Source organism: Aggregatibacter sp. oral taxon 458 str. W10330 (genome assembly GCF_000466335.1).
Classification (GTDB): Bacteria; Pseudomonadota; Gammaproteobacteria; order Enterobacterales; family Pasteurellaceae; genus Aggregatibacter.
Genome location: NZ_KE952627.1, coordinates 69,428 through 90,324, shown reverse-complemented (window position 1 = coordinate 90,324; position 20,897 = coordinate 69,428). Strand labels below are relative to the sequence as shown.

The following is a 20,897-nucleotide window of genomic DNA, read 5'->3' as shown; positions in this document are numbered from 1 at the left end:
CGATCGTTTTTTGTTATGAACAGATGACTTTAATGGCCAAGCCGCCTGTGGCGGTTTCGCGGTATTTTGCGTTCATGTCTTTCCCGGTTTCGTACATGGTTTCAATCACTTTATCCAAACTCACGCGTGGGCTGGTGGTACGGCGTAAAGCCATGCGACTGGCGTTAATGGCTTTCACCGAAGCGATAGCGTTGCGCTCAATGCAAGGTACTTGAACTTGTCCGCCGACCGGATCGCAGGTGAGCCCCAGATTGTGTTCCATAGCAATTTCTGCAGCGATGCACACTTGTTCCGGGCTGCCGCCGAGGATTTCCGATAAACCGGCGGCTGCCATGGAGCAAGCGACCCCCACTTCGCCTTGACAGCCGACTTCCGCGCCGGAAATGGAGGCGTTCATTTTATATAACGATCCGATCACGCTACAGGTTAATAAATAACGTTCAACGATTTCATCGGTCAATGCGCCGACAAATTTTTCGTAATAAGCCAGCACCGCCGGCACGATGCCACAGGCGCCATTTGTTGGTGCAGTAACAACGCGTCCGCCTGCGGCATTTTCTTCATTGACGGCTAACGCAAACATATTGATCCAGTCAATTACCCGCATCGGATCGTTAGATAATTCGTTGTTCGCTTTTAGCATTCGATATAAGGTCGCCGCGCGTCGGGCAACTTTTAATGGCCCCGGCAAGACGCCTTCCGTATGCAAACCACGATGGATACAAGCTTTCATGGTTTGCCACACTTGGTGTAAATGATTCTCCAGTTCCGCTTTACTGTGTAACGCCAGTTCATTTTTCATGACTAAACTGGACAGAGAAAGGCCGCTTTCTTGGCAATGGCGTAAAATATCCGCTGCATTTGTATAAGGGTAAGGCACGTCGATTTGATGGTCTTCTTGTTGGTTAAAATGCGCTTCATCCACAATAAAACCGCCTCCAATGGAGTAATACGTTTGTTTGTATAATACTTCGGTGTCAGCCAATGCCGTAATGGTCATGCCGTTTTCGTGTAAGGGCAAAAAGGTTTTATGAAAAATCATGTCTGTTGCCGGATCGAATTTCGCCACTTGCTTGCCTTCAGCTAAAGGCAATTTAGCGGTTTTATTTACCTTGGCAATAAAACCGGGAATGCCTTCAATATCCACGTTATGAGGTAAGTAGCCGGCTAATCCCATGATAATCGCAATATCGGTGCTGTGGCCGAAGCCGGTCATGGATAACGAACCATAAACATCCACTTGAATGTGTGTGACCTTTTCCAGCAAGTGGTGCTCAATCAAATCATCAATAAATTGTTTACCGGCTTTCATCGGGCCCACGGTGTGCGAACTGGAGGGGCCGATACCGATTTTAAACATATCAAAAACGCTAATCATCTTTTACTTATTACCCTCGCTGACGAGGTGAAATCGTCGGGCGTGTTTGTTTGAATCAGGTTAAAGGAAGCGCATTCTACGCTTATTTTTAAAATAATCCATAGAGCAACACGAGGGATCACAACGGTGCGTATCGCAACCTAAAATGAACAATGTGCGCTCAGGTTTTATGTTAATCATCGACAAAATTCAGCTGTGTTTTACATTTGCGGCAAAAATAGACCGCACTTTCACGTTGAATTTTATTGTGTCGGCGAAGGGTTAATTGGTGCGTTTGGCAGGCGCAGCGGTAAGTAAAGGTTTTGCCTTGGACGGAAGACAGATCAAACTGATGGCAGGTATCGGCAGGTAAATGAAAAATCTCGTTCATGACAAATCGCCATTCTTTGCCGTGCGGCTGAACATGACCGAAATGTTGATAAACAATGAGATGAGCGAGTTCATGTAAGGAGACCTGCTGAATGAATTCTTTCGGATTTTCTAACATCAAAGTGCGGTTAAAACTGATGGCGTTTTTTTGTAAATAAGCGACACCGGCTTTTATTCCTCTTAACTCATAATGAATTTGCGGAAAATGAAAAGGGTGTTTGAAGTAGTCTTCCGCTAACTGCATACCATAATGCAGGCGGCGGAGAATTTGCATTTTTATCATGCGAAAATGATGTTCTGTGTGCATAACCTGTTCTCTGATAAAGGCGAATAGATATCAGTCAATAGAGATTTTTTCCGCTAAACAATATACCTTTATGTGGCGGTTGTCATGTATATCCAACCAATAGCGCAAGGTGAAATGTCTTGGGAAGAAAATGAAAACGGAGTTTGGCTGTATGAAAAAACGAAAGATAGTCTGCCGACACGGTTAAACCGCTTGCAACTTGAATAAACAAATAATAAACTTAGCTCAAAGTGGTGAAAAGTGGTTTTTTGTGGTGAATTTTGGATCGCAATCCCAAAATTAGCGCAATAAACAAGAAGAAGGTGTTTTTCATGTTTCGTGGTGCGTCGGCAGTCAATTTAGATGCGAAGGGGAGATTGGCTATCCCAACGCGCTATCGCGCCGAGCTTTTGGAACAAAATCAAGGGCAAATGGTTTGCACCGTGGACATTCGCCAGCCTTGTTTATTACTTTACCCTATCCAAGAATGGGAGATGATTGAACAAAAACTGCTTGAACTTTCCAACTTCGATCCCGTACAACGCAGTCTACAACGGGTTATGTTGGGATACGCCACCGAATGTGAATTAGACAGTGCCGGTCGAATTTTGATCAGCGGTCCGTTGCGCCAACACGCGAAATTGGAAAAGTCCATTATGTTGGTCGGGCAGTTGAATAAATTTGAAATTTGGAGCGAAGCCGAATGGCAAGCCCAAGTGGAAAAAGATATGGCACTGGGCGCAACAGAGACTTTTGCGCTATCGGAAAAATTAAAAACGCTGTCATTATAAGAGTCAAACTCAAGGAACAGCGGCACTAGCAAAGATAAGCGGCGATTATGCCGCTCTATCTTCTTTTTAGATTGTAACTTTATGTACCCTTGGTAGTCATGTATGGCCCTTTCAAATACATTTTCGTCAGCTGAACATTCAACCGTTTTGTTACATGAAACCGTTGAAGGGTTGGCATTGAAAGAAAATGGCATTTACATTGATGGGACATTCGGTCGAGGCGGACATTCCCGCTTGATCCTCTCCAAGTTAGCCGACAATGGTAAATTGATTGCCATTGATCGCGATCCTAAAGCCGTCGCAGAAGCCAAAAAAATTCAAGACCCACGTTTTCACATTGAACACAATACCTTTTCTGAAATTTTACCGATTTGTGAAAAATTAGGGTTAGCTGGCAAAATTGACGGGATTCTGCTTGATCTGGGCGTGTCTTCTCCGCAATTAGACGATGCCGCACGTGGCTTCAGTTTTATGAAAGACGGGCCGTTAGATATGCGTATGGATAACAGTCAAGGATTGTCTGCGGCTGAATGGTTACAGCAGGTTTCAGAACAGGATTTAGCGTGGGTTTTAAAAACCTTTGGTGAAGAGCGTTTTGCAAAGAAAATCGCCAAAGCCATTGTCGATTACAATAAAAGTGCGGTGCAAAATGGCGGTGAATGTTTAACGCGTACCTTGCAGCTTGCTGAATTAATTGCGCAAACCGTGCCATTTAAAGATAAACATAAACATCCGGCAACCCGCAGTTTTCAAGCGATCCGCATTTTTATCAATGCTGAGTTAGATGAACTGGAAAAAGTGTTAGCGTCCGCATTAGCCGTGTTAGCACCAGGTGGGCGTTTATCGATTATCAGTTTCCATTCATTGGAAGATCGGATGGTGAAACATTTTATGCGGAAACAAAGCCAAGGCGAGGCGATTCCAAAAGGCCTGCCTTTGCGTGAAGATCAAATTCAACGTAATCAACGCTTAAAAGTGATCGGTAAGGCGATGATGCCAAGTGAGGACGAAATTGCCCAAAATCCACGCGCGAGAAGTGCGGTGTTACGTATTGCAGAGAGATTAAGTTGATGTTGCAGAATAATGACAGATACCCGTTGCAAGAGATCATCATTGAAGACTTATTTACGTCTAATAAACTCGTGCTGATCTTGTTGTTCGCCATTACTGCCAGCGCCCTTGGGACGGTTTGGATTACACATCAAACCCGTGGTTTGGTGGCGGAAAAAGGGGAATTGGTTTTGCAGCATCAAGCGCTTGAAAATGAGTTTTTAAATTTAAAATTAGAAGAAGCGACACTCAGCGATAACACGAGAATAGAAGCCATTGCCAAACAATTAGGTATGCAACGTGCCACATCAGAGCAAGAAGTCGTTATTCTTGAATAGTATGGAATGTGAGAGATATGGTGAAGTTTAATAAATCCTCTAAGTTACCTAAGCCCAAAAAAGCCACAAAAGGGGTATCTCATAGCAGTTCTGCGGTTAAGCCGAATAAACCGAAGGTTGTTTATGAAAAAAGCTTTTTACAAGCCCGTTATATTTCGGTGTTAAGCTTAATTCTTTTGGGATTAATCGCTCTGGTTAGCCAAGCTGCCTATGTTCAAATCGTCAATGCCGATTCATTAATCGATGAAGCGGATAAACGTTCTTTGCGCAAACAAGAAATTCAGTTTGTGCGTGGTTCTATTTTAGATCGTAATGGTCAACTGTTGTCTGTTAGCGTGCCGATGTATTCTGTCGTTGCCGATCCGAAATTTATCTTTGATGAAAATGCGTTGAAAGATAAAGAACGCTGGCAAAAATTGGCAGAAGCTTTGGGGATTTCTTATAGCAATTTGGTCAAACGGATAGAAAAAGATCCGAAATCTCGTTTTGTGTATTTATCTCGTCAAATTTCACCGACCCTTGCACAATATGTAAAAGAGTTAAAAATTACCGGTATCGTTTTGAAATCGGAAGCGCGCCGCTTTTATCCTCGCGTGGAAGAAACCGCCCATTTGATTGGTTATACCAATATTGATGGCACAGGTATTGAGGGTATTGAAAAAAGCTTCGATTCCATGTTGGTGGGTAAATCCGGTTCCATGACATATCGTAAAGATCGATTCGGCAACATTGTCGAAAATATTTCCGATGTGAAGAAATATGATGCGCAAGATGTCACCTTGAGCATTGATGAAAAATTACAATCCATGGTTTACCGTGAAATTAAGAAAGCGGTTGCCGAGAATAAAGCGGAATCCGGCACGGCCGTATTAGTGGATGTGCGTACCGGTGAAGTATTGGCAATGGCCAATGCTCCTTCTTATAACCCAAATAATCGTGTGGGAGTAAAATCCGAGTTAATGCGTAACCGCGCGATTACTGATACCTTTGAGCCGGGATCAACGGTAAAACCGTTCGTGGTTTTAACCGCACTTCAACGTGGCGTAGTACGTCGTGATGAAATTATTAATACCGGCCCGTTAATCTTGAACGGCCATGAAGTAAAAGACGTGGCACCACGTGATCAGTTAAGTTTAGATGGCATTTTAGAAAACTCCAGTAACCGCGGTGTGAGCCGTTTAGCGTTACGTATGCCACCGAGTGCCTTAATGGAAACCTATCAAAATGCCGGTTTAGGCAAACCGACAGATTTAGGCTTGATTGGCGAACAATCCGGTTTGTTGAATGCTAACCGTGCTCGTTGGTCTGATATTGAGCGTGCTAACGTAGCCTATGGTTATGGTTTGAATGCAACGCCATTACAAATTGCTCGTGCTTATGTCACTTTAGGTAGCTTTGGTATTTATCGCCCGCTATCTATTACAAAAGTCGATCCGCCGGTAATTGGTCATCGTGTTTTCTCTGAAAAAATCACACGCGAAGTCGTCAACATGATGGAAAAAGTCGCAATTAAAAATGGCCGTGCGATGGTCGAAGGCTATCGTGTCGGCATCAAAACCGGTACAGCGAAGAAATTGGAAAATGGTCGCTATGTAGATAAATATGTGGCTTATACCGCAGGTATCGCACCAATTACCGACCCACGTTATGCTTTGGTGGTGTTGATTAATGATCCGAAAGCAGGGCAGTATTATGGAGGGGCAATTTCCGCACCGGTATTTTCCAGCATCATGAGCTATGCGTTGCGTAGCAACAACGTACCGCCGGATGGCATTGAAACAGATAAAACAACGAAACGCACTGTTCGTTTGAATAGTAAAAAATCAAGTGAAATCAATTAAATTTGACTAAATTCAACATAAAGTGCGGTGCGTAAATAAAGCGTTTTTCACTCATTCATTGAGAAAACATTATGTATCGATTAACTGATCTTCTTGGGATTCACATAGCAGAAAATGTGAATCTCACCGAAATGACATTAGACAGTCGAACTGCAAAGGCCGGCTGTCTTTTTGTTGCAATTAAAGGACATCAAACCGACGGTCGTCAATATATTCCGCAAGCGTTGCAAAATGGCGCAAGTGCGGTCATTTTTGAGGCTGATTCTGAGTCACAACATCTTCAGGTGCGCTACGAACAACAGGTTCCACTCATTGCGTTTTACCGTTTAAGCGAGCATTTATCCCATCTTGCGGATGTGTTTTATGGACAGCCTTCCAAGCGTTTAACCTTGGTTGGGGTTACCGGTACCAACGGCAAAACAACAACCGCACAATTATTGGCACAGTGGACACAGATTTTAGGCCATACCAGCGCCGTAATGGGCACCATTGGTAATGGATTATATGGTCGAGTTGAAGAAGCGACAAATACCACAGGATCCGCCATAGAAATTCAAGCATCACTGGCAGAGTTTGTCGCACAAGGAGCAGATTTTGCGGCGATTGAAGTGTCCTCTCACGGTTTGGTACAACATCGTGTAGAGGCTGTGCATTTCAGTGCCGCGGTGTTCACGAATTTAAGTCGCGATCATCTGGATTACCATCACACGATGGAAAATTATGCTGCGGCGAAAAAACGTTTATTCAGCGAATTGGATGTTTGCCACCACATCATTAATGCGGATGATCCCGTTGGTGCAGCATGGTTAAGTGAGATGCCGGAGGCGGTTGCGGTCAGTAGCAATGCGAATTTTGCTCCACAACAAGCCAAATGGTTGAAAGCGGTAAACGTCACCTTTAATCACAAAGGCGCTAGCATTCAATTTGAATCTTCTTGGGGTAATGGCGAGGTACAAAGCGCGCTTATTGGCGCATTTAACGTTAGTAATTTATTGTTGGTCATGGCAACCTTGTTGGCGCTTGGTTATGACTTAGCCGAACTTGTTCGTAGTGCACATAAATTAACTGGCGTATGCGGTCGGATGGAAATGCTGCATGCTCCGCATAAACCGACCGTTATCGTCGATTACGCTCATACACCGGACGCGTTGGAAAAAGCGTTACAGGCAGCTCGGTTACATTGCCATGGTAAGCTTTGGTGTATTTTCGGCTGCGGTGGTGATCGTGATCGCGGTAAACGTCCGCTGATGGCGAAAATTGCCGAACAGTTGGCGGATAAGGTGATTGCGACGGATGATAATCCGCGTACCGAAGATCATACGCAAATTATGGCGGATATTTTGACAGGGTTTATTCATCCGCAAGCGGTGCAAGTGATACACCAACGGGAAGAGGCCATTGCCACTGCAATTCAAAGTGCGGTGGAAAATGACGTAATTTTAATTGCCGGCAAAGGGCATGAAGACTATCAAATTATTGGTAAAACGAAGCATCATTTTTCCGATCAGGAAGTTGCCCGTCATTATTTATCTCAGTAACGAAAACTATGATTACATTATCTCTCTCTCAAATCGCCTCCATTTTAGAGGCACAACTTATCGGTGATGGCAACGTGACTGTCGAAAACGTGAGTACGGACAGCCGTAAAGCCGTCAATCACGGTCTGTTTTTTGCGTTGAAAGGCGAAAATTTTGATGCACATGACTACGTTATGAAAGCGGCTGAACAAGGTTGTGTTGCCGCCGTGGTTGAACATCCAACAGACGGCAATATTGCCCAATTAATTGTGAAAGACAGCCGTCTTGCCCTAGGACAGCTTGCCAAATGGTTGCGTGAAAAAATCAATCCGAAAGTGGTGGCGATGACGGGGTCTTCGGGCAAAACTACGGTAAAAGAAATGACGGCGGCTATCTTGCAACAAAGTGCGGTGGATTTTGATGACGTTTTATTTACTCAAGGCAATTTTAATAACGACATCGGTGTTCCGCTGACGTTATTACGGTTAACCGAAAAACATAAATTTGCAGTGATTGAGCTTGGCGCCAATCATATTGGTGAAATTGCCTATACCACCGCCTTGGCGCAGCCCGATGTGGCGTTAGTCAATAATGTCATGGCAGCCCATTTAGAAGGCTTTGGTTCACTTGAGGGGGTTGCCACCGCCAAAGGTGAAATTTTCCGCGGATTAACCCAGCATGGCGTCGCTATTATTAACAAGGCACATAACTATTCACAAAAATGGCAGGCAGAGATTGGTGATCATGCGGTGCAATATTTTGCTTACGATGATCCGCAAGCCGATTATTATGCTGAAAACATTATATTTTCCGAACAAGGGGTGGCTTTCGTCTTACACACGCCACAAGGCAATGTGCAGATTCACTCACCATATTTAGGCGAACATAACGTATCTAATGCCTTAGCCGCGACGGCGCTGGCAATGAATGTAGGTGCGACGTTAGCGCAGGTCAAAAAAGGGTTGGAAACGCCATCTTTGGTGAAAGGGCGTTTGTTCCCGATTGTCCCTTGTGAAAATCTTTTGCTCCTCGATGATAGCTATAATGCGAACGTAGGTTCCATGAAATCCGCGATTTCTGTGTTGCAAAAATATTCGGCATTTCGCGTCTTTGTTGTTGGTGATATGGCAGAATTAGGCGATAATACACCGCTTTGTCATCAAGACGTGGGCGAGTTCGCCCGTGCTGCCAAATTGGATTTGGTGATTTCATTTGGACGTGACAGTGCCGCCATAAGTGCGGTCAATTTGGGACGTCATTTTACCGATAAAAAAGAACTTGTCGCTTATTTAACACCAATCATTAAACAACAATTAACACAACAAAAAGTCGTTGTTTTGGTGAAGGGATCACGCAGTATGAAAATGGAAGACGTGATCGATTTATTAAAGGGTAATTTTTTATGTTAGTTTGGATTGCTGAGTTTCTCACCAAATACAATTCTGATTTCCATGTCATTTCCTACATTACGGTGCGCGCTATTTTAGCGTTGCTCACGGCACTGTTATTGTCCTTATGGATCGGCCCGAAGGTTATTCGTCGCTTGCAACTGCTGAAGTTTGGTCAAGTCGTACGTGATGACGGCCCTGAAAGTCACTTTGCCAAAAAAGGGACGCCGACCATGGGCGGTGTCATGATTCTCTTTGCCATCGGTGTGAGCACATTATTATGGGCGGATTTAAGAAACCCATATGTTTGGTTTAGCTTGTTCGTTTTATTCGGCTACGGCGCTGTCGGCTTTGTGGACGATTACCGTAAAATTACCCGTAAAAGCACAGACGGCTTAGTGGCGCGTTGGAAATATTTTTGGCTGTCTGTGGTGGCATTGGTGGCTGTGTTTGGTATGTATGCCATGGGGCAAGATACCGATGCGACACGCCTTGTCGTGCCGTTCTTTAAAACGGTGATGCCTCAGCTAGGCATTTTCTATATTGTATTAGCTTATTTTGTGATTGTCGGTTCCAGTAATGCCGTGAACTTAACGGATGGGTTAGATGGTTTGGCGATTGTGCCGACCATCATGGTCGCCGGTGCATTTGCATTGGTGGCATGGGCAACCGGGAACATTAACTTCGCTGAATATTTACACATTCCGTACATTAAATTTAGTGCTGAGTTAGTGGTATTCTGTACTGCCATTGTGGGCGCCGGTCTTGGCTTCTTGTGGTTTAACACTTACCCGGCGCAAGTGTTTATGGGCGATGTCGGCTCATTAGCGTTGGGCGGCGCGTTAGGCGTGATTGCCGTCTTAGTTCGCCAAGAATTTCTATTGCTGATCATGGGTGGTGTGTTCGTCATGGAAACCCTGTCCGTGATTTTACAAGTGGGTTCCTACAAATTGCGTAACAAACAACGCATTTTCCTGATGGCACCGATTCATCATCATTTCGAGAAAAAAGGTTGGCCGGAGCCACGTGTTATTGTGCGTTTCTGGATCATTTCCTTAATGCTGGTATTAATTGGTTTAGTGACCTTAAAACTACGTTAATCCCCCCAAAAAAGAGCGGTCATTTTTGAGAGAGAATTTCATGCAATATCAAGATAAAAAAGTCACGGTTATCGGACTGGGCAAAACAGGGTTATCCTGTGTTGATTTTCTGCGCGCTAAACATGCTGATGTTCGTGTCATTGATACGCGCAATGCACCGGCAGGGGCAGAACAACTTGATAAAGCCATTCCTCTGCATACCGGCAGTTTAAACCAGCAATGGCTGTTAGAAAGCGATTTGATCGTAATTAGCCCGGGTCTTGCGGTAAAAACACCTGAAATTCAGACCGCACTTCAAGCCGGTGTCGAAGTCGTCGGCGATATTGAGCTGTTCTGTCGAGAAGCGGATAAACCGATTGTGGCTATTACCGGCTCCAACGGCAAAAGCACCGTGACTACCTTAGTAGCAGAAATGGCAAAAGCCGCCGGATTAAGCGTTGGCATGGGCGGTAATATCGGCATTCCTGCGCTTTCTCTCTTAAATCAATCGCATGATATTTACGTTTTGGAGCTTTCCAGCTTCCAGTTAGAAACCACCTATTCGCTAAAAACCGTGGCGGCAACAGTGTTGAACGTCACAGAAGATCATATGAATCGTTACGTGGATTTACAGGATTATCGCCAGGCGAAATTAAAAATCTACGATAATTGCCAAACGGCGGTGGTTAACGGAGAAGACCCGCTCACCCTGCCAACTACGCAACACCCGGAAAAACAAGTGAGTTTTGCGGAACATCATGCGGATTATTGGTTGAAAAACGAAAATCAGAAAACCTATTTAATGGCGCATGATGAGGTGATTTTAGCTTGTGATGAAATGAAATTAACCGGTCGCCATAATTACATGAATGCCTTGGCTGCGATTGCCTTGGCGCAAGCTGCCGGCATTAATTTGCTGGGAATTCAGACCGCACTTCGCGAGTTCGGTGGCTTGGAACATCGTTTCCAAGTGGCGCATATGGCGCACGGCGTGCGTTGGATCAATGATTCAAAAGCAACCAATGTCGGTAGTACGGTTGCTGCATTAACCGGTTTGCAGGTCGCCGGGAAACTCTATTTATTGTTAGGTGGCGATGGCAAAGGCGCAGATTTTTCAGCTCTGGCAACCTTAATTAATCAGCCGCATATTTATTGTTATTGCTTTGGCCGTGATGGCAAAGCGTTAGCGGATCTTACCTCACAAAGTCGCTTATTCGACACCATGGAACAAGCCATCGCGGCAATCCGTCCGCAATTACAAGCAGGCGACATGGTGTTGTTATCACCGGCGTGTGCCAGTTTGGATCAATTTCCGTGTTTTGAAGCACGCGGTGAAGAGTTCACGCGATTGGCACAGTTAAGCTCATCACTAAGTTAGGACAGATGAGGAAAATACATGGGATTTTGGGATCAGTTTAAAGCGCGTAGCGTGCAAGCAACCACCGTAACGCCAAGCAGTTCGTTGTACGACCGCACGTTGCTTTGGTTGTATTTAATCTTGCTATTAATTGGGTTATTGGCAGTATCCTCAGCCTCTATTCCGGTGGGGACCCGTTTGTATAGTGATGCGTTCTATTTTGCTAAGCGCGATGTGCTTTACATTCTCCTTTCCTGTGTGACCTGTTATTTTGCGCTACAAATTCCCATGGAAAAGTGGGAAAAATGGCATGTTAAACTCTTTGGCGTGGCTTTGGTGTTGCTTTTTCTCGTGATGATTCCTGGGATCGGACGGGAAGTGAATGGCGCACGCCGTTGGATCCCGATGGTTTTATTTAATTTCCAACCGGCGGAATTTGCCAAGTTAGCCTTAACCTGTTTCCTCGCCAGTTATTTTACCCGACGTTATGATGAAGTGCGGAGTCGCAAATTAAGTGCGTTCAAGCCTTTTATCGTGATGGGCGTGATGGGCTGTTTCCTTTTAGTACAACCAGACTTGGGCAGTGCCGTTGTCTTATTTATTATCACCTTTGGCCTATTATTTATCGTAGGTGCCAACTTTTGGCAGTTTATCGGGTTAATTGGCGTGGGCTTGTTACTGTTTGTGTGGTTGGTGCTGACATCCGCGTACCGTCTAAAACGGATTACCGGCTTTATGGATCCTTTCAAAGACCCTTACGGCACCGGTTTCCAATTATCTAACTCGTTAATGGCATTCGGTCGTGGTGGCTTTTTCGGGGAAGGGTTAGGCAATTCCGTATTGAAATTGGAATATTTGCCGGAAGCACACACTGACTTCGTCATGGCGATTGTGGGCGAAGAGTTCGGCTTTTTGGGGATTTTTATCATTATTACGCTACTTGGCTTATTAGTCTTCCGCGCCATGAAAATTGGGCGTGAGTCCTTAATTCTGGAACAGCGTTTTAAAGGCTTTTTGGCTTTCGGGATCAGTTTTTGGATTTTCTTCCAAGGCTTTGTGAATTTAGGGATGGCGCTGGGGATGTTACCGACCAAAGGGCTTACCTTTCCACTCGTCAGTTACGGGGGCTCCAGTATTATCATTATGTCGGTGACTATTGGTATGCTTCTGCGCATTGATCACGAAAATCGCCTCATGCGTGGTGGTCAAGCAAGATTGCGAGATGACTAGGCCCAAAAGTGCGGTCGGTTTTTTAAATATTTTTAGAGAAAAGAGATGGGTAAAAAATTATTAGTGATGGCAGGTGGAACAGGCGGACATGTTTTCCCTGCCATTGCCGTTGCACAAGAATTACAGCAGCAAGGTTGGGAAATTCGCTGGCTGGGCACCAAAGATCGAATGGAAGCCCAACTCGTACCAAAACATGGCATTCCCATTGAATTTATCCAAATTTCAGGTTTACGCGGCAAGGGCATCAAGAGTTTATTATTGGCGCCTTTTGCGATTTTGCGCGCGGTGTGTCAAGCGCGTAAGATTATTCAACAATACCAACCCAATGCGGTATTAGGCATGGGGGGCTATGTTTCGGGCCCAGGCGGTATTGCGGCAAAACTTTGCGGCGTGCCGGTGGTATTGCATGAACAAAATGCCATTGCGGGGTTAACCAATAATTGGTTATCCAAAATTGCTGCTCGAGTATTGCAAGCCTTCCCAAATGCGTTTCCTCATGCTGAAGTGGTGGGAAATCCGGTACGTCGTGATTTATTTCAAACCGAATCGCCGGAAACACGTTTTGCTGCCCGTGATAAAACCTTGCGTATTTTAGTCGTCGGCGGTAGCCAAGGGGCGCGCGTGTTAAATCAAACAGTGCCAAAAGTCGCAGAGAAACTCAGTGCCCAAGGTTTGGAGATTTATGTGCGTCACCAAGTAGGCAAGGGCAATTTAGCAGGCATTGAGGAAATCTATCAGGCAAATCAAAATGGCGTGGCGACTGAATTTATCGATGATATGGCAGAAGCTTATGCTTGGGCGGACATTGTGATTTGTCGTTCGGGCGCATTGACGGTGTGCGAATTGGCGGCAGTCGGTGTACCGGCTATTTTCGTGCCTTTCCAACATAAAGACCGTCAGCAATTTTTGAATGCCAAATATTTAGCGGATGCAGGGGCTGCGCTGATTATTGAGCAGCCGGAATTTACCGAAGTGCGTCTGTTGAACGCGTTAACCCCATTGTTGGCAGATCGTGAAACATTATTAGCCATGGCGTTAAAGGCAAAAAGTAAGGCAACACCGTTAGCGGCTAAGCGGGTCGCTGACGTGATTGAAGACGTGGCAAATTAAATTAAAAGTGCGGTCGTTTTTTCAACTGTTTTGAGCGATCGTGTAAAAAGGACAGATTCATGGATAACTATCATCAACAGATTAGAGACATCATTCCGGAAATGCGCCGAGTGAAGCAAATTCATTTTATCGGTATCGGTGGCGCGGGGATGTGTGGTATTGCCGAAATTTTATTGAATGAGGGATATCATATTTCCGGTTCGGATATTGCGGAAAGTGCGGTGACTCAGCGTTTAGCTTGTGCCGGCGCCAAAGTGTTTATTGGGCATAAAGCAGAAAATATTACCTGTGCTAGTGTGGTGGTGATTTCATCTGCGATTCGTGATGATAACCCTGAAGTGGTGGCGGCAAAAGAAGCACGCATTCCGGTTATTCAACGTGCGCAAATGTTGGCGGAATTAATGCGTTTTCGTCATGGTATTGCCGTGGCAGGTACGCACGGTAAAACGACGACCACCGCGATGGTTTCTATGATTTATGCGGAAGCAGGTTTGGATCCGACTTTTGTGAATGGTGGTTTGGTGAAATCGGCCGGGACGAATGCGCATTTAGGGCGTAGCCGTTATTTGATTGCCGAGGCCGATGAAAGTGATGCCTCTTTCCTGCATTTGCAGCCGATGATTTCTATCGTGACCAATATTGAGCCGGATCATATGGATACCTATCACGGTGATTTTGATGAAATGAAGCAAACCTATGTGAATTTCTTACATAATTTGCCGTTTTATGGATTAGCCGTGCTATGTGCCGATGATACCGATTTAATGAGCTTGGTGCCACAAGTTGGGCGTCAGGTGATTACTTATGGTTTCAGTGAGAATGCCGATTATCGCATTGAAGATTATCAACAAACCGGTTTCCAAGGCCATTACACGGTGATTTGCCCGAACGGTGAACGGATTGATGTCTTGCTGAATGTGCCGGGACGCCATAATGCCTTAAATGCGACGGCCGCGTTGGCGGTAGCTAAAGAGGAAGGCATCAAAAACGAAGCGATTTTAGCCGCATTAGCTGATTTCCAAGGGGCTGGTCGCCGTTTCGATCAGTTAGGGCAATTTATTCGTCCGAACGGTAAAGTGATGCTGGTGGACGATTATGGTCATCATCCGACGGAAGTGGGCGTCACCATTCAAGCCGCACGCCAAGGCTGGGAGAATAAACGGATTGTGATGATTTTTCAACCGCACCGTTATTCCCGCACCCGAGATTTATTTGATGACTTTGTGCAAGTCTTATCTCAGGTCGATGCCTTGATTATGTTGGATGTGTATCCCGCCGGCGAGGCACCAATTGTGGGCGCTGATAGTAAAGCATTATGTCGTTCTATTCGCAATCTTGGCAAAGTGGATCCGATTTTGGTGTCTGATACGACACAATTAGGAGATATGCTTGATCAAATTATTCAAGATGGCGATTTAATTTTGGCGCAAGGCGCCGGCAGCGTGAGTAAGCTTTCACGCCAGTTAGTAGAACGTTGGACAAAAGAATAAGTGGATAGCGAGATGAGTAAAACCTTAAAACAAGAAAAAATTGCCGTATTATTGGGCGGCACCTCAGCCGAACGTGAGGTGTCTTTAAATTCAGGAACTGCCGTATTAAACGCGTTGCGTAAACAGGGGTATGATGCTCACCCCATTGATCCGAAAACTTTTCCGGTGGCAACACTAAAAGAACAAGGCTTTGATCGTGTGTTTAATATTTTACATGGTCGCGGTGGTGAGGACGGCACGATGCAAGGGTTGTTGGAGCAAATCGGTATTCCTTACACCGGTTGCGGTGTGATGGCGTCTGCACTGACCATGGATAAAATGCGCACGAAAATGTTATGGAAAGCCTTTGGTCTGCCTGTCGCTGAGATGGAAATCGTGACAGTGGAAAATCGAGCAACCTTAAACCCTGAGTCAGTGGTCAAAAAACTCGGCTTGCCGTTGATGGTGAAACCCTCTTTAGAAGGGTCTAGTGTGGGGTTAACCAAAGTGAAAGCGATTGAAGAGTTAGAAAGTGCGGTGGATTTTGCGCTTAAATTTGATCGCACCGTACTCATTGAAGAATGGCTTGCCGGTGATGAATTTACTGTGCCGGTACTGAATAACGAAGTGTTACCTTCCATTAAAATCGTGCCGGAAGGTGAGTTCTATGATTATGATGCGAAATACATTTCTGATAATACGCAATATTTTTGTCCGGCAGGGTTAAGCGATGAACGTGAGCAGGAGCTTCGCCATTTAGTTAAGCAGGCCTACGATGTAGTGGGATGCCGTGGTTGGAGCCGTATTGATGTGATGGCAGATGCGGAAGGAAAGTTCCGTCTGGTAGAGGTGAACACAAATCCTGGTATGACGAGTCACAGTTTGTTCCCAAAATCAGCTGCAACGGTCGGGTATTCTTTTGAACAGTTGGTTGAGAAAATTTTAGAGTTGAGTGCGGAATGAATTTACTAAAACGCAAAACCACACAAAATATAAGATATGGTGAGCCAAAATCAAAAGTTTTTGTGCAAATTAAATTATTACTTGTGCTATTATGCGTTGGCGTCGCGTTCTATTCTTATTCAAATTGGCAAAGTTTTCTAGAAAAATTAGATAGTAAGCCTATCAGTGCATTTGCATTAGTCGGTACACCAATCTTTACGACGGATGCGGATGTGCGTGATGTTTTATTGAAAATGGGTGGGTTAAAAGGCTTTTTCGGTCAGGATGCCGACATTATTCGTGAGCAAATTGAAACAATGCCTTGGGTAAAAGGGGCGGTTGTGCGAAAAATGTGGCCGAATAAGTTAAGCATTTGGGTGACAGAGTATAAGCCTGTTGCGATTTGGAACGAAAGCGATTTTCTCTCTGATGATGGCGTCGTTTTCCAGCTGCCCATGAATAAACTCAAAGATACGCATCTCCCGCGTCTAGCCGGTCCGGATTTCCAAAGTGAAAAAGTGCTTGATGCCTGGAATAGAATTTATGCTGATTTGAAACAAAAAGGCTTAAATTTAAAGGCGGTTGCCATTGATGCGCGTGGTGCATGGAAAGTCGTATTAGATAATGATGTGGTACTGAAACTTGGGCGAGGCGACTGGAAAAACAAACTCGAGCGTTTCGTTACGATTTATCCACAGATTGAAATTCCTGAAAATAAGCGATTATCTTACGTTGATTTACGTTACGCCTCCGGTGCTTCGGTAGGCATGGTGGATGCTAATTAAATATTAATAGTGAAGTTAAAAAATGTCTAAAATTGTGGAATCAAAGACTATTGTAGGATTGGAAGTCGGTACATCAAAAGTGGTTGCCGTGGTGGGTGAGGTATTGCCTGACGGCGTGGTAAACGTGCTTGGTGTCGGCAGTTGCCCTTCTAAAGGAATTGATAAAGGAAGCATTACGGATCTCAATGCAGTAGTGACTTCAATTCAACGCGCCATTGAAGCGGCTGAATCGGTAGCTGACTGCCGTATTATGAGCGTAACGCTAGCCATTACCGGTGAACATATTCAAAGTCTAAATGAAAATGGCTTTGTGCCGATTGCCGAAGGCGAAGTTACACAAGATGAAATTGATTCTGCGATTCACACAGCCAGTTCGGTGAAAATGCCGGAAGGGTTGTCTTTGTTGCACATTATTCCACAAGAATTTGCCGTTGATAAGCAAATGAATATTAAAAATCCATTGGGTTTGCAAGGTGTGCGCTTAAAAGCACAGACCCATTTAATTGCTTGTCATCAGGATTGGCTAAACAATCTGAAAAAAGCGGTAGAACGTTGCAAATTAAAAGTGGAGAAAATTGTCTTTTCCGGTTTGGCTTCAAGTTATTCTGTATTGACTGAAGATGAAAAAGATTTGGGCGTCTGCTTAATTGATTTCGGTGCCGGCACCATGGATATTATGGTGTATATTAACGGGGCATTGCGCTTTAGTAAGGTGATTCCTTACGCCGGTAATCGTGTGACCGATGATATTGCTTATGCTTGTGCGACCTCAAGAATGGAGGCTGAAAGCATTAAAGTGAATCATGGTAGTGCATTCTGTCCACCGAAACATCATGCGGATAAAAAAATTGAGGTCTCTAGCATTGGTGGGCGTGGTCCGCGCACATTGACTCGCGAACAACTTTCGATGGTGACATCTGCCCGCTATAAAGAATTATTAGGTTTAGTTAAAAATGAACTTCTTTATTTAAAAGCGGACTTAGATTCTAAAAATATGAAATGTGAGCTTATTGCCGGCATTGTCATCACCGGTGGTGGCGCACAAATTGAAGACTTAAAAGAATGTGCCGCCGAGGTATTCGGTACTCATGCTCAAGTGCGTATTGGTAGCCCGTTAAATATTACCGGTCTTACGGATTACGTCAATAAACCACAATATGCAACAGTCATTGGATTATTGCAATATGGACACAGTAATGAAGATGAAGGTCCAATCAATGAGGAACATACCGATAGCGGATTTTTAAGTGCTTGTGGCAATATCATGAAAAAAATTTTTAATAAAGTGCGGTCGGAATTTTGAGAATTTTGATTTTTCATCTACAATATGAACAATTTGGGTTTAATACGCCGATAATTTGTCGGCACTAACGGAGAATAGGTAATTATGTTTGAGCCGGTAGATTACGATCTTGGTGAAATGAGTGGTGCGTTGATTAAAGTCGTCGGTGTTGGCGGTGGCGGCGGTAACGCGATTAATCATATGGTTGCAAATATGCAGCAAAAAAATGCCGGTAATATGATTACTGACGATGCTCTATTTAACACCGATGAGCATGGTAAGATTGAATTCTATTCTGTGAATACAGATGCTCAAGCGCTTCGTAAGAGTCAAGCCCAACAAACCGTTCAAATCGGCGCGAATACAACGAAAGGATTAGGTGCCGGTGCAAACCCAAATGTCGGTCGTAAAGCAGCAGAAGATGATCAAGATGCCATTCGTAAAATGTTAGAAGGTGCAGATATGGTATTTATCGCTGCCGGTATGGGCGGTGGTACAGGTACCGGTGCAGCACCGATCGTGGCTCAAATTGCAAAAGAATTAGGTGTTCTTACTGTCGCTGTGGTGACGAAGCCGTTTGTATTCGAAGGTAAGAAACGGATGATGTTTGCTGAAATGGGAATTAAAGAGTTATCGAAATATGTGGATTCTCTTATTATCATCCCTAACGAGCAATTAACCAAGGCAATGCCCAAAAATGCCACATTGATACAAGCATTTTCCGCCGCAAATGATGTGTTGAATAATTCTGTGACCGGTATTTCCGATATGATCACCTCTCCAGGGTTGATTAACGTGGACTTCGCTGACGTGCGTACCGTGATGTCAGAAATGGGACAAGCGATGATTGGCTTTGGCGCAGCACAAGGTCCACAAGGAGAAGGGCGTGCTGAAGAAGCTGCAAAAATTGCCGTGAAAAGCGATCTATTAGAACGTGTGGATTTATCCGGTGCGAAAGGTGTTTTAGTTAATATTACTTGTGGTATGGATTTAGGATTATCTGAATTCAACGCTGTAGGTGAGACCGTGAGAGGGTTTGCTTCGGAAGAGGCAACCGTGGTTATCGGTACGACATTAGTGCCGGATATGGTTGATGAAATTCGTGTAACTATTGTTGCGACCGGTATCGGCGAGCCTGAAACGCCGGAAATTCAAATTCCTGCTCGTCCTCAGACAGTACAGGGAAATACTCAACCGGGTCTTCAACCGATTAGTACAGCCTTTGGTAGTTTGGGAACTCGGGCGCCAAATTATGGTCAGATAACACAAGATAACGTATCTGAACGTGGTCAACAAAAGCCGGAAGATAAACCTATTCCTGCTAATGTCGATTCACTGTTTAATGTACGTGATTTTATGCGTAATAATGACAAATAGAGAGTATTATGATTAAGCAAAGAACCTTAAAACAAAGCATTAAAGTCACCGGTGTTGGCTTGCATAGCGGTAACAAAGTTACTCTGATTTTGCGCCCGGCAATGCCGAATACTGGGGTGGTCTATTGCCGTACTGATTTGAATCCGCCGGTGACATTCCCGGCTAACGCAAATTCAGTGCGTGATACAATGCTTTGTACTTGCTTAGTGAATGAACAAGGTGTGCGTATTTCAACGGTTGAACATCTTAATGCCGCATTGGCTGGATTAGGTATTGATAATGTGATTGTTGAAGTAGATGCACCGGAAATTCCAATTATGGATGGTAGTGCAAGTCCATTTATTTATTTATTACTTGATGCAGGCATTGAAGAACAAAATGCACCGAAGAAGTTTATTCGGATTAAACAAAAAGTACGCGTAGAAGATGGTGATAAATGGGCTGAGTTCTCCCCTTATAACGGTTTCCGTTTAGATTTTACGATTGATTTTAATCACCCGGCAATTAGCAAAAATGTACGTAATTATGTGTTGGATTTTTCTGCACAGGCTTTTGTACAACAAATTAGTCGTGCCAGAACCTTTGGTTTTATGAAGGATATTGAATACCTTCAATCCCAAGGCTTAGCTTTAGGCGGTAGCTTGGATAATGCCATTGTGCTTGATGATTACCGCATTTTGAATGAAGACGGTTTGCGTTTTAAAGATGAATTGGTACGTCACAAAATGTTAGATGCGATCGGTGATTTGTATATGTGTGGTTATAACATCATTGGTGATTTCAAAGCCTACAAATCAGGTCATGGTTTAAATAATAAATTGTTAAGAGCGGTATTAGATAATCAAGACGCTTGGGAATTTGTCACCTTTGAAGACAAACAACAAGTTCCGGAAGGTTATGTTGCTCCTGCTCAAGTTTTGATTTAAAAAATATTTTCTTAAAAGCTATATTTCAATGAAATATAGCTTTTTTTTGTATCACGTTTTATCAGTTAATCGACATAAACAAGGCTACTTCTCATGAAGTAGCCTTGTTTATTATAGCCAGCCAAAGTCTGGCTTAAACCATACGCAACGTATATGGAGCCAAATAGCTTTAAGCGATGAACAGAAAAATCCTCGCGATATAATGAATAAGGCTGACAACCGAAATTCAACATTATAGGAGGATTATTTACCCGTCGTAGCGTGCAACTTGTTGCACGAATGATTAACCTCGATGCGTAATTCACGATTTTATGTGTAGCATGCATCTTGATGCACGACCAAATAACGCACGGAACGTTATTTAACTCTTTCGGGCATTCAT

The 20,897-nt window shown here is 44.2% G+C and carries 19 protein-coding genes; 17 read left to right on the top strand and 2 right to left on the bottom strand.

Annotated features, from left to right (window positions below; translation table 11 throughout):
* Positions 1 to 13: 13 nt before the first annotated feature.
* Both HMPREF9065_RS00420 and HMPREF9065_RS00425 read right to left on the bottom strand, forming a co-directional pair.
* Positions 14 to 1,378 carry an L-serine ammonia-lyase gene (locus tag HMPREF9065_RS00420; protein ID WP_021617076.1) on the bottom strand — a complete coding sequence of 455 codons (1,365 nt, stop codon included), beginning with the start codon at positions 1,376 to 1,378 and terminating at the stop codon, positions 14 to 16.
* A 172-nt stretch (positions 1,379 to 1,550) separates the two neighbouring features.
* Positions 1,551 to 2,054 (bottom strand): SprT family zinc-dependent metalloprotease, encoded by a 504-nt coding sequence (locus HMPREF9065_RS00425; RefSeq protein WP_033002795.1) that lies wholly within the window; start codon positions 2,052 to 2,054, stop codon positions 1,551 to 1,553.
* Between the two features lie 84 nt (positions 2,055 to 2,138).
* On the opposite strand from HMPREF9065_RS00425, the gene HMPREF9065_RS10430 reads away from it, so the two are divergent.
* From HMPREF9065_RS10430 to lpxC, 17 genes are all read left to right on the top strand, one after another.
* Positions 2,139 to 2,261: a hypothetical protein gene (locus HMPREF9065_RS10430; protein WP_021617074.1), complete on the top strand. Its 123-nt coding sequence runs from the start codon at positions 2,139 to 2,141 to the stop codon at positions 2,259 to 2,261.
* A gap of 104 nt (positions 2,262 to 2,365) precedes the next feature.
* The gene (gene mraZ, locus HMPREF9065_RS00430) at positions 2,366 to 2,824 is read left to right on the top strand and encodes a division/cell wall cluster transcriptional repressor MraZ (RefSeq protein WP_033002794.1); all 459 of its coding nucleotides are present in this window, start codon (positions 2,366 to 2,368) and stop codon (positions 2,822 to 2,824) included.
* 102 nt (positions 2,825 to 2,926) lie between these two features.
* A complete protein-coding gene (gene rsmH, locus HMPREF9065_RS00435; protein ID WP_021617072.1) occupies positions 2,927 to 3,895 on the top strand; it encodes a 16S rRNA (cytosine(1402)-N(4))-methyltransferase RsmH in 969 nt (322 codons plus the stop codon).
* Positions 3,895 to 4,212, top strand: a complete 318-nt coding sequence (gene ftsL / locus HMPREF9065_RS00440; RefSeq protein ID WP_021617071.1) for a cell division protein FtsL — start codon at positions 3,895 to 3,897, stop codon at positions 4,210 to 4,212. The genes rsmH and ftsL overlap by 1 nt, the downstream gene beginning before the upstream one ends.
* A gap of 17 nt (positions 4,213 to 4,229) precedes the next feature.
* Entirely contained in the window at positions 4,230 to 6,053 is a 1,824-nt protein-coding gene (gene ftsI, locus HMPREF9065_RS00445; protein ID WP_021617070.1) for a peptidoglycan glycosyltransferase FtsI, read from the top strand.
* A gap of 71 nt (positions 6,054 to 6,124) precedes the next feature.
* On the top strand, positions 6,125 to 7,591 hold the full coding sequence (murE, locus tag HMPREF9065_RS00450) for a UDP-N-acetylmuramoyl-L-alanyl-D-glutamate--2,6-diaminopimelate ligase (RefSeq protein WP_021617069.1): 1,467 nt from the start codon (positions 6,125 to 6,127) through the stop codon (positions 7,589 to 7,591).
* Positions 7,592 to 7,599: 8 nt separating this feature from the next.
* Positions 7,600 to 8,979 carry a UDP-N-acetylmuramoyl-tripeptide--D-alanyl-D-alanine ligase gene (murF, locus tag HMPREF9065_RS00455; RefSeq protein ID WP_021617068.1) on the top strand — a complete coding sequence of 460 codons (1,380 nt, stop codon included), beginning with the start codon at positions 7,600 to 7,602 and terminating at the stop codon, positions 8,977 to 8,979.
* Positions 8,973 to 10,058, top strand: a complete 1,086-nt coding sequence (mraY, locus tag HMPREF9065_RS00460; RefSeq protein WP_021617067.1) for a phospho-N-acetylmuramoyl-pentapeptide-transferase — start codon at positions 8,973 to 8,975, stop codon at positions 10,056 to 10,058. The genes murF and mraY overlap by 7 nt, the downstream gene beginning before the upstream one ends.
* Positions 10,059 to 10,098: 40 nt before the next feature.
* Positions 10,099 to 11,415 carry a UDP-N-acetylmuramoyl-L-alanine--D-glutamate ligase gene (gene murD, locus HMPREF9065_RS00465; RefSeq protein WP_021617066.1) on the top strand — a complete coding sequence of 439 codons (1,317 nt, stop codon included), beginning with the start codon at positions 10,099 to 10,101 and terminating at the stop codon, positions 11,413 to 11,415.
* Between the two features lie 18 nt (positions 11,416 to 11,433).
* Complete coding sequence (gene ftsW / locus HMPREF9065_RS00470; RefSeq protein WP_021617065.1) at positions 11,434 to 12,624, top strand: putative lipid II flippase FtsW; 1,191 nt, start codon at positions 11,434 to 11,436, stop codon at positions 12,622 to 12,624.
* A gap of 45 nt (positions 12,625 to 12,669) precedes the next feature.
* Entirely contained in the window at positions 12,670 to 13,734 is a 1,065-nt protein-coding gene (gene murG / locus HMPREF9065_RS00475) for an undecaprenyldiphospho-muramoylpentapeptide beta-N-acetylglucosaminyltransferase (RefSeq protein WP_021617064.1), read from the top strand.
* A 59-nt stretch (positions 13,735 to 13,793) separates the two neighbouring features.
* The gene (gene murC, locus HMPREF9065_RS00480; RefSeq protein WP_021617063.1) at positions 13,794 to 15,224 is read left to right on the top strand and encodes a UDP-N-acetylmuramate--L-alanine ligase; all 1,431 of its coding nucleotides are present in this window, start codon (positions 13,794 to 13,796) and stop codon (positions 15,222 to 15,224) included.
* Positions 15,225 to 15,236: 12 nt separating this feature from the next.
* Positions 15,237 to 16,166, top strand: coding sequence for a D-alanine--D-alanine ligase (locus HMPREF9065_RS00485; RefSeq protein WP_033002793.1), 930 nt, complete (start codon positions 15,237 to 15,239; stop codon positions 16,164 to 16,166).
* Entirely contained in the window at positions 16,163 to 16,930 is a 768-nt protein-coding gene (locus HMPREF9065_RS00490; RefSeq protein ID WP_021617061.1) for a cell division protein FtsQ/DivIB, read from the top strand. Before HMPREF9065_RS00485 ends, HMPREF9065_RS00490 begins: the two co-directional genes overlap by 4 nt.
* 22 nt (positions 16,931 to 16,952) lie before the next feature.
* Positions 16,953 to 18,233, top strand: a complete 1,281-nt coding sequence (gene ftsA / locus HMPREF9065_RS00495) for a cell division protein FtsA (RefSeq protein ID WP_021617060.1) — start codon at positions 16,953 to 16,955, stop codon at positions 18,231 to 18,233.
* A gap of 84 nt (positions 18,234 to 18,317) precedes the next feature.
* Positions 18,318 to 19,589: a cell division protein FtsZ gene (ftsZ, locus tag HMPREF9065_RS00500; RefSeq protein WP_021617059.1), complete on the top strand. Its 1,272-nt coding sequence runs from the start codon at positions 18,318 to 18,320 to the stop codon at positions 19,587 to 19,589.
* Between the two features lie 8 nt (positions 19,590 to 19,597).
* Positions 19,598 to 20,515, top strand: a complete 918-nt coding sequence (gene lpxC / locus HMPREF9065_RS00505; protein ID WP_021617058.1) for a UDP-3-O-acyl-N-acetylglucosamine deacetylase — start codon at positions 19,598 to 19,600, stop codon at positions 20,513 to 20,515.
* Positions 20,516 to 20,897: the final 382 nt, after the last annotated feature.

What these genes read in the sequence shown, in the direction of transcription:
- HMPREF9065_RS00420 (WP_021617076.1), bottom strand. Translation starts at nt 1,378, where the DNA reads ATGATTAGCGTTTTTGATATGTTTAAAATCGGTATCGGCCCCTCCAGT.
- rsmH (WP_021617072.1), top strand. Translation starts at nt 2,927, where the DNA reads ATGGCCCTTTCAAATACATTTTCGTCAGCTGAACATTCAACCGTTTTG.
- murC (WP_021617063.1), top strand. Translation starts at nt 13,794, where the DNA reads ATGGATAACTATCATCAACAGATTAGAGACATCATTCCGGAAATGCGC.
- HMPREF9065_RS10430 (WP_021617074.1), top strand. Translation starts at nt 2,139, where the DNA reads ATGTATATCCAACCAATAGCGCAAGGTGAAATGTCTTGGGAAGAAAAT.
- ftsL (WP_021617071.1), top strand. Translation starts at nt 3,895, where the DNA reads ATGTTGCAGAATAATGACAGATACCCGTTGCAAGAGATCATCATTGAA.
- mraY (WP_021617067.1), top strand. Translation starts at nt 8,973, where the DNA reads ATGTTAGTTTGGATTGCTGAGTTTCTCACCAAATACAATTCTGATTTC.
- HMPREF9065_RS00425 (WP_033002795.1), bottom strand. Translation starts at nt 2,054, where the DNA reads ATGCACACAGAACATCATTTTCGCATGATAAAAATGCAAATTCTCCGC.
- ftsI (WP_021617070.1), top strand. Translation starts at nt 4,230, where the DNA reads ATGGTGAAGTTTAATAAATCCTCTAAGTTACCTAAGCCCAAAAAAGCC.
- HMPREF9065_RS00490 (WP_021617061.1), top strand. Translation starts at nt 16,163, where the DNA reads ATGAATTTACTAAAACGCAAAACCACACAAAATATAAGATATGGTGAG.
- murG (WP_021617064.1), top strand. Translation starts at nt 12,670, where the DNA reads ATGGGTAAAAAATTATTAGTGATGGCAGGTGGAACAGGCGGACATGTT.
- HMPREF9065_RS00485 (WP_033002793.1), top strand. Translation starts at nt 15,237, where the DNA reads ATGAGTAAAACCTTAAAACAAGAAAAAATTGCCGTATTATTGGGCGGC.
- lpxC (WP_021617058.1), top strand. Translation starts at nt 19,598, where the DNA reads ATGATTAAGCAAAGAACCTTAAAACAAAGCATTAAAGTCACCGGTGTT.
- murE (WP_021617069.1), top strand. Translation starts at nt 6,125, where the DNA reads ATGTATCGATTAACTGATCTTCTTGGGATTCACATAGCAGAAAATGTG.
- ftsA (WP_021617060.1), top strand. Translation starts at nt 16,953, where the DNA reads ATGTCTAAAATTGTGGAATCAAAGACTATTGTAGGATTGGAAGTCGGT.
- ftsZ (WP_021617059.1), top strand. Translation starts at nt 18,318, where the DNA reads ATGTTTGAGCCGGTAGATTACGATCTTGGTGAAATGAGTGGTGCGTTG.
- murF (WP_021617068.1), top strand. Translation starts at nt 7,600, where the DNA reads ATGATTACATTATCTCTCTCTCAAATCGCCTCCATTTTAGAGGCACAA.
- murD (WP_021617066.1), top strand. Translation starts at nt 10,099, where the DNA reads ATGCAATATCAAGATAAAAAAGTCACGGTTATCGGACTGGGCAAAACA.
- ftsW (WP_021617065.1), top strand. Translation starts at nt 11,434, where the DNA reads ATGGGATTTTGGGATCAGTTTAAAGCGCGTAGCGTGCAAGCAACCACC.
- mraZ (WP_033002794.1), top strand. Translation starts at nt 2,366, where the DNA reads ATGTTTCGTGGTGCGTCGGCAGTCAATTTAGATGCGAAGGGGAGATTG.